The organism is Sulfitobacter undariae, from assembly GCF_014196805.1.
Lineage (GTDB): Bacteria > Pseudomonadota > Alphaproteobacteria > Rhodobacterales > Rhodobacteraceae > Sulfitobacter > Sulfitobacter undariae.
Map to the genome: position 1 here is coordinate 438,262 of NZ_JACIEI010000001.1, position 13,608 is coordinate 451,869.

Annotated in this window: 16 protein-coding genes; 12 read left to right on the forward strand and 4 right to left on the reverse strand. The window is 55.8% G+C overall.

The window, feature by feature from the left end; genetic code table 11:
• Window positions 1-70 precede the first annotated feature (70 nt).
• Window positions 71-526: a methylated-DNA--[protein]-cysteine S-methyltransferase gene (locus GGR95_RS02240; RefSeq protein WP_184562313.1), complete on the forward strand. Its 456-nt coding sequence runs from the start codon at window positions 71-73 to the stop codon at window positions 524-526.
• A 12-nt stretch (window positions 527-538) separates the two neighbouring features.
• Here GGR95_RS02240 and GGR95_RS02245 read toward each other — a convergent pair whose 3' ends face one another.
• From GGR95_RS02245 to GGR95_RS02255, 3 genes are read right to left on the reverse strand one after another with little or no spacing between them, the layout of a single operon-like run.
• A complete protein-coding gene (locus GGR95_RS02245) occupies window positions 539-1,237 on the reverse strand; it encodes a CDP-alcohol phosphatidyltransferase family protein (protein WP_184562315.1) in 699 nt (232 codons plus the stop codon).
• Window positions 1,238-1,284: 47 nt separating this feature from the next.
• Window positions 1,285-2,223, reverse strand: a complete 939-nt coding sequence (locus tag GGR95_RS02250; RefSeq protein WP_184562317.1) for a tyrosine recombinase XerC — start codon at window positions 2,221-2,223, stop codon at window positions 1,285-1,287.
• Window positions 2,220-2,927, reverse strand: a complete 708-nt coding sequence (locus GGR95_RS02255; RefSeq protein WP_184562319.1) for a DUF484 family protein — start codon at window positions 2,925-2,927, stop codon at window positions 2,220-2,222. Before GGR95_RS02255 ends, GGR95_RS02250 begins: the two co-directional genes overlap by 4 nt.
• Window positions 2,928-3,319: 392 nt before the next feature.
• On the opposite strand from GGR95_RS02255, the gene GGR95_RS02260 reads away from it, so the two are divergent.
• From GGR95_RS02260 to GGR95_RS02275, 4 genes are all read left to right on the forward strand, one after another.
• Window positions 3,320-5,503, forward strand: coding sequence for a primosomal protein N' (locus tag GGR95_RS02260; RefSeq protein ID WP_184562768.1), 2,184 nt, complete (start codon window positions 3,320-3,322; stop codon window positions 5,501-5,503).
• A 120-nt stretch (window positions 5,504-5,623) separates the two neighbouring features.
• Complete coding sequence (locus GGR95_RS02265) at window positions 5,624-6,856, forward strand: MFS transporter (protein ID WP_184562321.1); 1,233 nt, start codon at window positions 5,624-5,626, stop codon at window positions 6,854-6,856.
• 73 nt (window positions 6,857-6,929) lie between these two features.
• The gene (locus tag GGR95_RS02270; protein ID WP_184562323.1) at window positions 6,930-7,802 is read left to right on the forward strand and encodes a 50S ribosomal protein L11 methyltransferase; all 873 of its coding nucleotides are present in this window, start codon (window positions 6,930-6,932) and stop codon (window positions 7,800-7,802) included.
• A 109-nt stretch (window positions 7,803-7,911) separates the two neighbouring features.
• The gene (locus tag GGR95_RS02275; protein WP_184562325.1) at window positions 7,912-8,259 is read left to right on the forward strand and encodes a hypothetical protein; all 348 of its coding nucleotides are present in this window, start codon (window positions 7,912-7,914) and stop codon (window positions 8,257-8,259) included.
• 162 nt (window positions 8,260-8,421) lie between these two features.
• Here the strand turns inward: GGR95_RS02275 and GGR95_RS02280 are convergent, their stop codons facing one another.
• The gene (locus GGR95_RS02280; protein WP_184562327.1) at window positions 8,422-8,640 is read right to left on the reverse strand and encodes a DUF1127 domain-containing protein; all 219 of its coding nucleotides are present in this window, start codon (window positions 8,638-8,640) and stop codon (window positions 8,422-8,424) included.
• Between the two features lie 345 nt (window positions 8,641-8,985).
• Here GGR95_RS02280 and ruvC point away from each other — a divergent pair, with 345 nt between their 5' ends.
• From ruvC to tolR, 7 genes are all read left to right on the forward strand, one after another.
• Window positions 8,986-9,492 carry a crossover junction endodeoxyribonuclease RuvC gene (gene ruvC / locus GGR95_RS02285; protein ID WP_184562770.1) on the forward strand — a complete coding sequence of 169 codons (507 nt, stop codon included), beginning with the start codon at window positions 8,986-8,988 and terminating at the stop codon, window positions 9,490-9,492.
• A complete protein-coding gene (ruvA, locus tag GGR95_RS02290) occupies window positions 9,489-10,151 on the forward strand; it encodes a Holliday junction branch migration protein RuvA (RefSeq protein ID WP_184562328.1) in 663 nt (220 codons plus the stop codon). The genes ruvC and ruvA overlap by 4 nt, the downstream gene beginning before the upstream one ends.
• Window positions 10,152-10,199: 48 nt before the next feature.
• On the forward strand, window positions 10,200-11,219 hold the full coding sequence (ruvB, locus tag GGR95_RS02295) for a Holliday junction branch migration DNA helicase RuvB (RefSeq protein WP_184562330.1): 1,020 nt from the start codon (window positions 10,200-10,202) through the stop codon (window positions 11,217-11,219).
• Window positions 11,220-11,314: 95 nt separating this feature from the next.
• On the forward strand, window positions 11,315-11,944 hold the full coding sequence (locus GGR95_RS02300; RefSeq protein ID WP_184562332.1) for a hypothetical protein: 630 nt from the start codon (window positions 11,315-11,317) through the stop codon (window positions 11,942-11,944).
• Window positions 11,941-12,327 carry a tol-pal system-associated acyl-CoA thioesterase gene (ybgC, locus tag GGR95_RS02305; protein ID WP_184562334.1) on the forward strand — a complete coding sequence of 129 codons (387 nt, stop codon included), beginning with the start codon at window positions 11,941-11,943 and terminating at the stop codon, window positions 12,325-12,327. Before GGR95_RS02300 ends, ybgC begins: the two co-directional genes overlap by 4 nt.
• A 109-nt stretch (window positions 12,328-12,436) precedes the next feature.
• On the forward strand, window positions 12,437-13,132 hold the full coding sequence (gene tolQ / locus GGR95_RS02310; protein ID WP_184562336.1) for a protein TolQ: 696 nt from the start codon (window positions 12,437-12,439) through the stop codon (window positions 13,130-13,132).
• 3 nt (window positions 13,133-13,135) lie between these two features.
• On the forward strand, window positions 13,136-13,606 hold the full coding sequence (gene tolR, locus GGR95_RS02315; RefSeq protein WP_184562338.1) for a protein TolR: 471 nt from the start codon (window positions 13,136-13,138) through the stop codon (window positions 13,604-13,606).
• Window positions 13,607-13,608: the final 2 nt, after the last annotated feature.

A 13,608-nucleotide genomic window follows, 5' to 3' on the forward strand; every position in this document is an offset into this window, starting at 1 on the left:
TTCCCGCCCTTGAACACGATCCCGCATAAAGCGGATTGAGCAAGGCGCAAACCACGCCCATACTCAGCGCATGAATACATGCACCATTCCCACACAATTCGGCGATTTGATCCTCGTAGAGGAAAATCACCACGTCACTGCCCTGAATTGGGGGCGTGCGCCCTCCGAGGACAGCACGCAAGTGCTGGAGGAGGCGCGGCGGCAAATGCTGGCCTATGCGGCGGGGGAGTTGCAGCAGTTCGATCTGCCGTTGCATGTGCAAGGCAGCGATTTCCAACGTGCGGTGTGTGATGCCATGTCTGCGATACCCTTTGGGGATACATGCACCTATGGCGATATAGCCAAGCAACTTGGTGTACCTGCCCAAGCGGTGGGTGGTGCATGTGGCGGCAATCCAATCCCCATTATCATTCCATGTCACCGTGTGATGGGGGCAAAAGGGCTGACGGGGTTCTCAGGCGCTGGTGGTGTGGAAACCAAGGTCGCACTGCTGCGCCATGAAGGCGCAGGCGGGTTTTTGATCTAGGGTTTTTGATCTTTAGATGTCACGGCCATCATAGATGACTTGCTGCATAGCGCCCGCAAACAGCAGGTAGACAGAGGTCACAACCAGCCCCCAAGAAGCCCAGCTTCCGGGGAGAAAGTTCACCCAAGCGGCCCAGCCGGCAAAGAAGGTCCACGCCAGCGCCATGGGCAATGTCACACTGCGCCAGCGCTCGGTGCGGACGGGGTGGACGAATTTTACAGGCACAAACATGGTGATTGCCAAAAAGGTCGACAGCACAAGGCTGATGTACCATGGAATGCCCAGTGCAAAGATCACCAGTACAACCATGTTCCAACACCCCGGAAAGCCGGAGAACGAATAGTCTTTGGTTTTCATGCGTGTATCGCAAAAATACAATGCGCTGGTGAAGGTCACAATGATCATCATCAACCAGCCGCTCCAGCCATCCATCAGGCCGGATTTGAATAATGCGAAAACAGGGATGAACACGTAGGTCAGATAATCAATGATGAGGTCCAGCAGGACGCCATCAAATTCGGGCGCGTTTGTTTTCACATCGTATTTGCGCGCCAGCGGCCCGTCGATGCCGTCCACAAAGAACGCAACTACCAGCCAGAGGAACATCATGTCATATTCGGCGTCCACAGCTGCCAACATGGCGAGCATGGCAAAAACGGCACCTGTTGCAGTGAAGAGGTGAACGGCAAGGGCTTTGGTTTGGTTTTTCATAAATAGGTTACTCGCACATCGGGGGGAGGCTGGCAAAAAGAAAGATATCAGGCGCGTGGATGGGCGCTGTTGTAGACTTCCATCAGGCGTACCGTATCTACGGCTGTATAGGCTTGGGTGGTGGAAAGCGAGGCATGGCCCAGCAATTCCTGAATAGCACGCAGGTCTCCCCCTGCGTCCAGCAAATGGGTCGCAAAGCTGTGGCGCATGGCGTGGGGTGTGGCGCTGGCGGGTAGACCTAGTTGCATACGGGCAGAGGCCATGACCTTTTGGATCGCGCCAGGCGACAAGGCACCGCCGCGCACACCGCGAAACAGAGGTGATTTATCAGGCAGCGGATGAGGGCAAAGACGCGTATAAACCTCAACCGCGTTTCGGGCAGCAGGTAGCACAGGCACTAAACGTTCCTTGCCGCCTTTACCCTTGATCCTCAGAACATCGGGCAGGGGCGCATCTTGGGCTTGTAGACCCAATGCTTCGGATATGCGCAATCCGCAGCCCCAAAGCAGGGTCAGCACAGCCACATCACGTGCGGCAACCCACGGCGTCGCTGTTTGAATTTCAACGCAGTCGATCAGCTCGCGGGCGGCATCCACAGCCAAAGGGCGCGGTAGCTTTTTGGTGAATTTTGGGGCGCGTGCAGAGAGAACGGCAGTGGGTTCAAACCCTTCACGTTCGGCCAGCCAGCGGTAGAATGCTTTGACAGCCGAGAGTTTGCGCGCAAGGCTGCGCGACCCGACATCTTCGCCGCGTGTACGCGCCATCCACGACCGCATGTCGCTGACAGTAATATTGGCCAATGCGCCCAAACCTTGCATCTGGCCGTGGTGCACGCTCATGAAAGCCAGAAAATCAGTTACATCGCCGCGATAGGCCGTCATGGTATTTTCAGCGGCCCCTTTCAGGGCGCGCTGGTGATCCAGCCACGTTTGCAATGCGTCGCGTGCCGCGGCGCTAATGGCGAGTGTATCTTTTGGGGCGCTCAAGACAGCCAGCGGCGCATGGTGCGCTCAAATACGCCAGTGAAAAACGCCAGCAAGTCTGTGCCCTGTTGGGGGCTGAACAGATGCGGGTCTTCAGCGCCCATAACCAACATACCGGGCAGGCGGCCTGTGCCGAAATCCAGCTTGAGGCAAGCCTCGGAGCGAATCCACTCGGCGTTGGGGCCATAGATATGTTCAGAGGCGTCCTGAACCGAACGCAGAGTAACCTGCCGTGCCGTACCGCGACGTCCTTGCATCAGGTAGTCGTCAATAAATCCGGGCGCTGCCACGCTCAGCACATCGCCAAGGCGTTGAACGGCTGGATCTTCGTCGTTCTGAACAGATTCCAGCACAAGTTTGACTGAATCCACCCGCAGAATATCGGCGACTTCACCGTCCAGATCACGCAGGAACGTTTCAAATTCTAGTGGGTCCAGCATTCTGAGAATGGCGCGGTGGATTTGGTTGGTGCCTGCAAGGTTCTCATAGGCGGCGGCAATCACGCTGCGATGCGTATCCTCTAGGCGGTCCAGACGTGTCTCTAGACGTTCCATGGCGATGCCGCGCAGATCGACGATATTACCGCCCATAGCTTTTTCATTTGCCGCAATCAGCGCCTGCATGACGTCACTGTCATCCAGAATCACATCGGGCTGCGATATGATCGCTTCGCGCAGGGCGTCTTCAATTTTTGGGCTGCTGCTCATGCTGCTCTCGTTTTGTTTTAGGGGCTATAACACAGAGTATTGTGATTTTCGCCTCTTTTTTTGTTGTAGGTTAGGGCGCATGCGCCCGAATTGCCTGATAGAAGAGGGTGATGCCCTCATTTCCCCGTTTTTTAGGCTTCATACGGTGTCGCCACGCTTCATGGAACCCTCCGCAGATAAAAATCCGACAAAGCGCATTCTCATATGTCCTGCACAACGGGGTTCATTTATGCGGCGCAAACCTAGGCTGGGGCCGTATAAATTCTGACGGAACTGTCGCTTGGCGGTTGGAATGGCGGACAAGGCGGTTATGTTAGGGGGCGTGCTGTTGGTGCAACCCTTAGCACATGTCCCCGTTACTCTTTGCCCAAAGGAAGCCCTCGGTGCCGCAAATGTTCTTTGACGAAGGTGCACTGATTTCGGTGCTGACGGCGCAACCGCTGGACCGCGCGTTGGATTACAAAGCGCCAGAAGGGGGCTGCCATTTGGGTGCGTTTGTGGAAGTGCCTTTGGGTCCGCGCAAGGTAGTCGGTGTCGTTTGGGGTGCGGGGCAGGGTAATTTCGACTATAACAAGGTGCGCAAGGTGATGCGGGTGCTGGACGCGGCCCCGATGCGCGCCGAGATGGTCAGCTTTCTGGAAAAATCCGCCGCCTATACGCTAACACCACTCAGTGCGATGCTGCGCCTTGCCACCCGCGCACCGGGTTTGGGTGATCCGCCGTCGATGCAAAAAGTGTACCGTCGGGGGATCGGAGAGCCTGACCGCGTTACCAAAGCACGTACTCAGGTGTTGGACACCTTGCAGGAATACGGTGATCTGTCTTTCACGCTCAAAGAACTGGCGGATATGGCGGGGGTGACTTCTTCTGTGATCAAAGGTTTGGTCAAGCAAGAGGTCGTGCGCGAAGAGGAAAGCCCGCGCGATTTACCCTTCTTGCCGTTGGACCCTGACCTGCCCAGCAAAAACTTGAGCGACGATCAGGCTGCAGGCGCGCAGGTGCTGGCGGCGGGGGTAGCTTCGGGCAACTACGGCACAACCTTACTGCGCGGCGTGACAGGATCGGGCAAAACCGAAGTGTATCTGGAAGCCGTAGCAGCGGCGCTGCGTGCGGGGCGTCAGGCGCTGGTTTTGCTGCCAGAAATCGCGCTGACCTCTGAATTTCTCACGCGGGTGGAAGCGCGGTTTGGCGCCAAGCCCGCCGAATGGCATTCAGGTGCGACGATGACCGAACGGCGGCGCATTTGGCGCATGGTCGGGCAAGGCCAAGCACAACTGGTGATCGGCGCGCGGTCAGCGCTGTTTTTGCCGTTTCAAAACTTGGGTCTGATCGTGGTCGATGAGGAACATGACACTTCCTATAAACAAGAAGAAGGCGTGCTGTATAATGCGCGCGATATGGCGGTGCTGCGGGCCTCTATTTGCGGGGCGCATGTGGTGCTGGCCTCGGCTACGCCTTCGCTCGAGACATGGGCAAATGCGCAAGCGGGGAAATACGCCAAGCTTGAGCTGAAATCGCGTTTCGGGCCTGCGGTGATGCCGACAATGGGCACAATTGACATGCGGGCCGAAGGGCTGCCGTCTGATCGCTGGATATCGCCAACGCTTAAGGCGCAGGTGGATGCGCGTTTGGCCAAAGGTGAGCAGGCGATGTTGTTTATCAACCGCCGCGGCTATGCACCTGTGACCCTGTGCCGTGCATGCGGGCATCAGATTGCCTGTGATCACTGTGATGCGCGGATGGTTGAGCACAGGTTTTTGAAACGTCTGATTTGCCATCAATGCGGTGAAAGCAAGGAGATGCCAGAGGCCTGCCCGTCTTGTGAAGTTGAGGGCAAATTAGCCGCTGTCGGGCCGGGAGTGGAGCGGTTGGGCGAAGAGGCCCATGCGCTGTGGCCTGATGCGCGTGTTGCGACGCTGAGTTCGGATATGTACGGCACGGCGCGGGCACTCAAGGCTGAAATCGCGGGCATCGCCGAGGGGGCAGCGGATATCGTCATCGGTACACAATTGGTGGCAAAGGGTCATAACTTTCCTAATCTGACGCTGGTGGGTGTAATTGACGCGGATCTGGGGCTGGCGGGGAGCGATCTTCGCGCTGCTGAGCGCACATTCCAATTGATGCGGCAGGTCGCGGGGCGTGCAGGACGGGCCGAGGCCCCCGGCACGGCATTGCTGCAAACCTATCAGCCTGACCATCCTGTGATCCGTTCGATCCTAGATGGCGATGAAGAAGGGTTCTGGCAGGCCGAGGCAAAAGAGCGCGAGCAGGCAGGCATGCCTCCCTATGGGCGGCTGGCGGGCATCATCCTGAGCGGGCCAGACGTGGCTGCGGTGTTTGAAGCGGGTAACCAACTGGCCCGCAATGACCGTGCATTGCGCGATGTGGGCGCACAGGTTTTCGGGCCAGCACCCGCCCCCATTGCGCGGGTGCGCGGGCGACACCGTGTGCGGCTGCTGGTGAAGGCTGATAAAACAGTAGCGTTGCAACGTGCCCTTGCAAAATGGGTCAGCCAGATCAGGTTAAAAGGTGACTTGCGTTTGGCAGTCGATATCGACCCGCAGAGCTTTTATTAGGACGTGGCCAGCCAAGGGCCGTTAGCTGGGTTTAACTGGCCAAATCATTCAACGGCCTGCGCATCCCGTGGCACGTGAATTTCTATCGCTTTTAGAGTGGTATAGGCGTAATGCAGCAGGATGATAGATTTCCTGACCCTAGAAGAAGCCAAGGACCAGCCCGCATGGCGGCGTCCCAAGGTGTTGTTGTTTGTGATGGCTATGGCCATGCCGATTGCGTTTTTTACATGGTATGCGCTGCTGAACAACTTTGTAAAAGAAGTGGCGGATTTTGACGGGGCAGATATTGGCCTGCTGCATACGGTGCGCGAAATCCCCGGATTTTTGGCGTTTCTTGTTATTTTCTTGATCATATTCGTGCGTGAACAGGTCTTGGGGATCGTCTCGCTGATGGTCTTGGGTGCGGCCACGGCTGTCACCGCTTGGTATCCGCAATTGACGGGTATTTTGGTGCTGACCTTCCTCAGCTCGGTTGGGTTTCACTATTACGAGACGGTGAATCAATCCTTGCAGCTTCAATGGCTGCCCAAAGACCGTGCGCCGCAGATACTCGGCTGGCTGATGGCCACAGGATCGGCGGCGACGTTTTGTGTGTATTTCGTGATCATGATTTTGTGGGAGCCTTTGGGGCTAACCTATAATGCCGTTTTCATGGCAGGCGGCGGCATCACTATGGCTGTGGCCCTATTTGCGCTGCTGGCTTTCCCACAATACGAGAGCCCGCATCCGCAGATTAAACGCATGGTGCTACGCAAACGCTATTGGCTGTATTATGCGCTGCAATTCATGTCTGGCGCGCGGCGGCAGATATTCATGGTGTTCGCGGGTTTTATGATGGTCGAGAAATTCGGCTTTGCGGTGCATGAAGTTGCAGGGCTGTATTTGATAAATCTGCTGCTTAACATGTTGATCGCACCCTTGCTGGGGCGGATCGTAGGGCGGTTTGGTGAGCGCCGTGCGTTGATGTTTGAGTATACAGGGCTGGTTTTTATCTTTTTGTCCTACGGCGGCGTCTATTTCTTTGATTGGGGGTTTCAGGTGGCGGCTGTGCTCTATGTGCTGGACCACATGTTCTTTGGATTGGCATTGGCGTTAAAGACGTATTTCCAGAAAATCGGCGCACATGGGGATATGGCACCGACGGCGGCGGTGGCGTTTACCATTAACCACATTGCTGCGGTGTTTTTGCCCGTGATGTTGGGGCTTTTATGGCTGGCTTCTCCTGCGGCGGTGTTTTTGTTGGCGGCGGCGATGGCGGCAATTTCATTTGTGCTGTCTACGTTGATCCCGCGCCATCCAGACACGGGAAATGAGACGGTGTTTGCGGCGCGCAAGCTAAAGGCGGCAGAGTGAGCCATTGCGCTTGGCCCTTGACCTGAGGGCGACGTGTGCCTACCCGAAATTAAAGAGTTATAGGAACCTATAGATGCCAACCTTTACCGCACTGACCACGCTGACGGGCCGCGAACCGGCTTATAAACTGGGCGAAGCCATGGACGCGATCCTACCCGAACCAACCGGCGTTGGCGTTTTCGAGATGGAAGACGGGTCGGGCCTATGGGAAGTCGGCGTCTATTTTGAAGAAACACCTGATGAGGCCGCGCTGGCGGTATTGGCCACGGCATTTGGCGCGAAGGAATTCGTTGTCTCGGAAGTGCCTGAAACCGATTGGGTTGCCCATGTGCGCCGTGAGTTGGCCCCCGTCGAGGCGGGGCGGTTTTTTGTCTATGGGTCACATGATGCGGATAAGGTGCCAGAGGGCTGTGAACCTTTGTTGATCGAAGCAGCGATGGCTTTTGGCACAGGGCACCATGGCACGACGCTGGGCTGCCTAAAGGCATTGGATATGCTGGCGACGGGCGGTTTTATTGGACGGCGTGTGGTGGATATTGGTTGCGGTACGGCCGTGTTGGCGATGGGTGCTGCGCGGATCTGGGAGGGCACTGTTCTGGCCTCTGATATTGATGAGGTCGCAGTTGATGTGGCACAGGTCAATGTGGTGGCGAACGGTTTAGAAGGTCGTGTGACCTGTGTTGAGGCGGCGGGTTTTGACCATCCTGAACTGGCGGCGGCTGCGCCGTTTGATTTGGTGTTCGCAAATATCCTGAAAGGCCCGCTGATCGCACTATCGCCTGATATGGCAGGGGCAATGGTGCCTGAGGGTTTTGCGATTCTATCTGGCATTCTGAACGAGCAGGCAGATGATGTGATTGAGGTTTATGCACAAAATGGCATCAATCTATATCACCGCGAAAGCATTGGTGACTGGACGACAATAGTGCTGCGGAAAATGACCTAGAATATACCGTATTCATGGTGAAACTGCCTTATTTGCCTAATTCTTGCCATATTTGGAGCTTAAAAAAGACGTAACAACGGTGGGGGCTGTTGTTAGAGAGACCACTGTTATGGTTTATACAAAGCAAGATTTTGTGTCGCGTGTGAAGAACGTAGACGGAAAACATGCCCGTTTGGTGAGCCGCGGCTACACCTCGCGCGTGGATAAAAACGGCATCATTGTTGTAAAGCCCAAGGGGAAGCGTCTTCGTTTTCCTATCAAAGGGCTACTGCTTCTGGTTTTGTGTTTTTTGGGGTTCAAAGCCCTTGTTTTGACAACAAGCGGCCCTGCAACTTACAATGAGCGCCTAGCAGTGTTGGAAAACGGGACGGCCTTTGAGGTGTTGGGCGCAACAGTTCTGAGCATTGATCCAGCTACGCAATTTATTGCGGATCAGGCGACGCTGCTGCTTCGCTAATTTCCGTTTTTTGCTTCTGTTCCTTCGGGGGCAGGAGCAGGAAATAAAGCAGATATGAAAATAGGAAGGCCGCGACTGGGATATCCCAGCGCGGCCTTTATCAATTCTTTACCTTGGCTCTGTCCGCCCAATATGTCGGGCGCAACAGCCTAAGGATTAATTTCAGCGGGTAAAGTGGCTGCGTGCAACGTTATTGATGTCGCCACGTGCCAAACCGATGTCATTCAATTCGCGGTCTGTCAGGTTTGAAAGTGCGTTGCTGGTGATGCGTACATCGTTCCAGGAGCGTACCGAAAGTGCCAGATCGGCGACAAAAGCGATTACGCGGTTTGCAAATGTTGCAACGCCGTAGGTGGTGCGTGTGGTGTCAAAAGCAGCCATTGGAGCCGTCCTTTTCTAATAGGGTTATGCCGATTTCTTCGGCGTTGTGATGATCAAATAGGCAGAGTGAAAAGATCGTGCAAGGGGGCTGTGCGCACGTCCGATATGCGTTTTCTGCATAGCAGCAAAATATGGGTAAATTTGCTAAAAATATGCCAAAATTAAGCAGTCAGACGGCGCTCACTTGGCAATATTCCGTCGAGAATCGCTGCAGTGCAGCATATTTCTTGCGTCAAAGGGCAAAATAACGTCGAAAGCTCACTTTGGTATGAAAACTGTGTGCAATGTTCGCGTTTCGTGCTACTGCATCCTAAAAGCAACAATAATTTGAGGCGAGGACGTATGATCAGGGTAATTGGCATTGATCCGGGGTTGCGGAACATGGGCTGGGGCGTGATTGACGTTGCCGGCAGCAAGCTGAGTCACGTAGCAAACGGGATTTGTCATTCAGAAACCGGCATTGAACTGGCCGAACGCTTGTTGAGCTTGCATGCGCAGCTGACCCGCGTCTTTGTGACGTATCGTCCGCAAACGGCGGCGGTCGAGCATACATTTGTGAACAAAGACGGTGTTGCGACGCTGAAACTGGGGCAGGCGCGGGGGATTGCCTTGTTGGTGCCTGCGCAAATGGGCCTGAGTGTCGGTGAATACGCGCCCAATAACGTCAAGAAGACTGTTGTAGGCGTGGGGCATGCGGATAAAGGGCAGGTGGCGCATATGGTGCGGATGCAATTGCCTGGTGTCCAGTTTGAAGGGCCCGATGCGGCGGATGCGCTGGCGATTGCGATCACGCATGCACATCATGGCGGTGCCTCTAGTTTTGCCGCGGCAGTAGCGAGGGCAAGTGCATGATCGGTAAAATTACAGGGCGCATAGAGTATCGTGCGCTGGATCACGTTTTGATAGATGTGCGCGGTGTTGGTTATCTGGTGTTCTGCTCCGACCGTACTTTGGCCAGTTTGCCGCCCGTGGGTGAGGTCGCTGCGGTCTATACGGATTTACTGGTGCGTGAAGATTTGATGCAGCTTTTTGGTTTTTCTACTTTGGCCGAGAAAGAATGGCACAGGTTGCTGACCAGTGTGCAGGGCGTCGGTGCCAAGGCATCGCTGGCTGTTTTGGGCGCACTTGGCCCTGATGGCGTAAGCCGCGCGATTGCTTTGGGGGATTGGAAGGCCGTAACGGCTGCCAAAGGTGTTGGCCCAAAGATTGCGCAGCGTGTGGTGTTGGACCTGAAGGACAAAGCGCCTGCCATGATGGCGATGGGCGGCACGGTGGCCGAAGCCCTAGGGGATCACGAAGCAGAAGTGATTGAAGCGCCCGTGAAACGCAGCGCACCTGCACCGATGCCCAATGCCTCGGCCCAGTCCGAAGCCTTGTCGGCGCTTTCAAACCTCGGGTATAGCCCGTCCGATGCGGCAGGGGCTGTGGCGCGTGCAGCTGGTGAGGCCCCTGAGGCGGATGTATCGACGCTTATCCGTGCGGCGTTGAAACTTCTGGCACCGCAAGGGTAATATGCGCATATCGCGGCCCATGCGGGCGCTCATCGCTAAAGGTTTGGTATGATAGACAGTGACCCGATTGTACGACCCGAAGGGATGCCTGAGGATTTTGACCGCGCTTTGCGTCCACAAATGCTGGACGAATTTGTGGGACAGGCCGAAGCACGTGGAAACCTGAAGGTTTTTATACAAAGTGCTAAGCAGCGTGAAGAAGCAATGGATCACACCTTGTTTCACGGCCCACCGGGGCTGGGGAAAACGACCTTGGCGCAGATTATGGCGCGAGAGTTGGGTGTGGGATTTCGGATGACCTCGGGTCCGGTTCTGGCCAAGGCAGGTGATTTGGCCGCAATCTTGACCAACCTTGAAGCGCGTGATGTCTTGTTTATTGATGAAATCCACCGCTTGAACCCCACGGTTGAAGAGGTCCTGTACCCTGCCTTGGAGGATTTTGAGCTGGATCTGGTGATCGGTGAGGGGCCAGCGGCCCGTACCGTGAGGATTGAGTTGCAGCCCTTTACCTTGGTGGGGGCGACCACACGGATGGGTCTTTTGACGACGCCGCTGCGGGATCGTTTTGGCATCCCCACACGGTTGCAGTTCTATACCGAGGACGAGCTTTTCATCATTGTTGAACGTAATGCACGCAAGCTTGGCGCGCCTGCCGATGAAGGCGGTGCGCGGGAGATCGCGAAACGTGCGCGTGGCACACCGCGGATTGCAGGGCGTTTGCTGCGCCGCGTGGTTGATTTTGCTGTAGTCGAGGGCGATGGGCGTGTGACACGCGCGTTGGCTGATATGGCGTTGACGCGTTTGGGCGTGGATCATCTGGGCTTGGACGGGGCGGATCGGCGGTATTTGCGCCTGATCGCCGAAAATTATCAAGGCGGCCCTGTGGGCATTGAAACGATGAGCGCGGCGCTCTCTGAGTCCCGTGACGCCTTGGAGGAAGTAATCGAGCCGTTTTTGTTGCAGCAAGGTTTGATCCAGCGCACCCCGCGTGGACGAATGTTGGCGCATAAAGCGTGGGTGCATTTGGGCATGCAGCCGCCGAAACGGGACGTTGATCTGTTTGGCTAAAACCGACAATGCGTTTAAAAGCCAACTGAATATAGCTGCAAGTAAGCCTGCCAGAGAACGCTTTGGTGGCCACTGCACAAAGAGAAGGAAGGGCCATGACGGCTGAAGAGATAGAAGCAATGTTCACACGGGCAGACGGGCAGTTTGTCTTTGCGCGGTGGGGGCGGCCCATCGCGCCTGTGATCTTTGGCGTCCAAGAGGAAACCTTGCAGGTGGTCAAAGGCGCGTTGGAGGCTGTTGCTGTCCTATCTGGGCACAAGATGGCTGAAACGGATATGGAGCTTGGCTCTAACCTCATGGTGTTCTTCTTCTCTGACTGGGCCGAATTGCTGGATGTGAAAGGGATGGACCGATTGGTGCCTGATCTGGACCCGTTGGTGGCAAAACTGACCGAGGCGGAGGCGAACCAGTATCGTTTCTTCCGTTTTGACGAAGCAGGCGCAATCAAAGCCTGCTTTGTGTTCTTGCGTATGGATGCACAATTGGCCGAGATTGATGCGCAGACCTTGGCATTAAGCCAGATAGTTCAGTCCTATCTATTGTGGTCGGATACGGCGTTCAGGGATCAATCACCTTTGGCGATTGTGGAGGGCACAACAATTCTGCGCCCGGACGTGGCTGATTTGATCCGCGCTGCTTATGATCCTGTGTTACCTGCGGCAGCAAAAGACAGGAGCCATGCCTTGCGCCTTTTTGCGCGGGTGCAGGTCGGAGAAGCGCAATGATTCACCGTAAAGAAATCCGCGTCTATTACGAAGATACAGATATGGCGGGCATCGTCTATTACGCAAACTATCTGCGCTATGTTGAACGGGCGCGCAGTGATTGGGTGCGTGATGTGGGCATTGATCAGCTTGCGATGAAAGATGCGGGCGTGGTCTTTGCCGTGCGCCGTGTCGAAGCTGATTATATCACCCCTGCGCGGTTTGATGACGTGCTGGAAGTACGCACAACCTTGGACAGTCTCAGTGCTGCCAAAATGGTCATGGCGCAGGAGGTTTGGCGCGGAGATACATTGATTTTCACTGCAAAAGTGCTGATTGTCTGCATTGGTTCAACGGGAAAGCCCGTGCGTTTGCCAGCGGAATGTCGCTTGCTTGACGCCTGATTAAGGCTGCTTGCGCTTGGCTCTCGCTTTTTCCCTTGTGCTGCGTTAGATTCTCCCCAAATGGAGCCTGAGAACAGGCCCGTCCGAGGCAGAAAAGTAGAGCACAGACATGCAGACAGCATTGATAGCGGCCGAAATCGGCGGCAGTATTACCGTATGGGGCATGTTTGCCCAAGCGACATTCACAGTGAAACTTGTGATGCTTGCGCTGATCGCGGCCAGTTTCTGGACGTGGTCGATTGTGGTTCAGAAAACCATCCAATACCGCGCAGCGCGGCGCGAAGCAGCAGATTTTGACCGTGCGTTTTGGTCGGGCGAGCCGTTGGATGTGTTGTTTGACCAGATCGGTCCTGATCCAAAAGGCGCGGCAGAGAAGATTTTTGTCGCCGGTATGGTCGAGTGGCAGCGCTCGCACCGTGAGGACGGCGGGCTGATCCCCGGTGCCACGGCACGTATCGACCGCTCGATGGATGTGGCAATCGCAAAAGAGGCAGAGCGCCTGCAAAAAGGGTTGCCTGTTCTGGCGACAACTGGATCGACGGCGCCGTTTGTCGGCCTGTTCGGGACGGTGTTTGGTATTATGAACGCCTTTATCGAAATCGCAGAGCAGCAAAACACCAACCTTGCGGTCGTGGCGCCGGGTATTGCCGAGGCGTTGCTGGCGACGGGACTTGGCCTGATGGCGGCGATCCCTGCGGTTGTTTTCTATAACAAACTAAGCGCGGACAGTGACCGCATTTTGGGCGGCTACGAAGCCTTTGCCGATGAATTTGCGACGATCCTCAGCCGCCAGTTGGATAGCTAAGCCATGGCTGGTGGTATCATGAAAAAATCCGGCGGTAGCGGGCGGCGCAGGCGGCGCGGCGGAGCGCAGCCGATGGCTGAGATCAACATCACGCCGTTTGTGGATGTGATGTTGGTGTTGCTGATTATCTTTATGGTAGCGGCCCCGCTGTTGACTGTGGGTGTGCCTGTTGAGTTGCCCAAAACAGCGGCGCAAGCCCTGCCAGCCGAGCAGGAAGAGCCCTTGACGGTGACAATCACAGCGGAAGGAAGCGTTCAAATTCTGACAACTGAGACGCCACGCGAAGAACTGGTTGCGAAGTTGCGCGCTGTTGCGGCAGAGCGCGAAGGCGACCGCGTGTTTTTGCGCGCTGACGGGGCTGTGCCGTATAGCACAGTTATGGAAATTATGGGTGCGCTGAACGCAGGCGGGTTTTCCAACATTGGTCTGGTGACTGATATTGGCGGGCCAACGCTGGACGGCGCTGGAAACTAGCC

What these genes read in the sequence shown, in the direction of transcription:
- GGR95_RS02240 (WP_184562313.1), top strand. Translation starts at nt 71, where the DNA reads ATGAATACATGCACCATTCCCACACAATTCGGCGATTTGATCCTCGTA.
- GGR95_RS02245 (WP_184562315.1), bottom strand. Translation starts at nt 1,237, where the DNA reads ATGAAAAACCAAACCAAAGCCCTTGCCGTTCACCTCTTCACTGCAACA.
- GGR95_RS02255 (WP_184562319.1), bottom strand. Translation starts at nt 2,927, where the DNA reads ATGAGCAGCAGCCCAAAAATTGAAGACGCCCTGCGCGAAGCGATCATA.
- GGR95_RS02260 (WP_184562768.1), top strand. Translation starts at nt 3,320, where the DNA reads ATGTTCTTTGACGAAGGTGCACTGATTTCGGTGCTGACGGCGCAACCG.
- GGR95_RS02265 (WP_184562321.1), top strand. Translation starts at nt 5,624, where the DNA reads ATGATAGATTTCCTGACCCTAGAAGAAGCCAAGGACCAGCCCGCATGG.
- GGR95_RS02270 (WP_184562323.1), top strand. Translation starts at nt 6,930, where the DNA reads ATGCCAACCTTTACCGCACTGACCACGCTGACGGGCCGCGAACCGGCT.
- GGR95_RS02275 (WP_184562325.1), top strand. Translation starts at nt 7,912, where the DNA reads ATGGTTTATACAAAGCAAGATTTTGTGTCGCGTGTGAAGAACGTAGAC.
- GGR95_RS02280 (WP_184562327.1), bottom strand. Translation starts at nt 8,640, where the DNA reads ATGGCTGCTTTTGACACCACACGCACCACCTACGGCGTTGCAACATTT.
- ruvA (WP_184562328.1), top strand. Translation starts at nt 9,489, where the DNA reads ATGATCGGTAAAATTACAGGGCGCATAGAGTATCGTGCGCTGGATCAC.
- ruvB (WP_184562330.1), top strand. Translation starts at nt 10,200, where the DNA reads ATGATAGACAGTGACCCGATTGTACGACCCGAAGGGATGCCTGAGGAT.
- GGR95_RS02300 (WP_184562332.1), top strand. Translation starts at nt 11,315, where the DNA reads ATGACGGCTGAAGAGATAGAAGCAATGTTCACACGGGCAGACGGGCAG.
- ybgC (WP_184562334.1), top strand. Translation starts at nt 11,941, where the DNA reads ATGATTCACCGTAAAGAAATCCGCGTCTATTACGAAGATACAGATATG.
- tolQ (WP_184562336.1), top strand. Translation starts at nt 12,437, where the DNA reads ATGCAGACAGCATTGATAGCGGCCGAAATCGGCGGCAGTATTACCGTA.
- tolR (WP_184562338.1), top strand. Translation starts at nt 13,136, where the DNA reads ATGGCTGGTGGTATCATGAAAAAATCCGGCGGTAGCGGGCGGCGCAGG.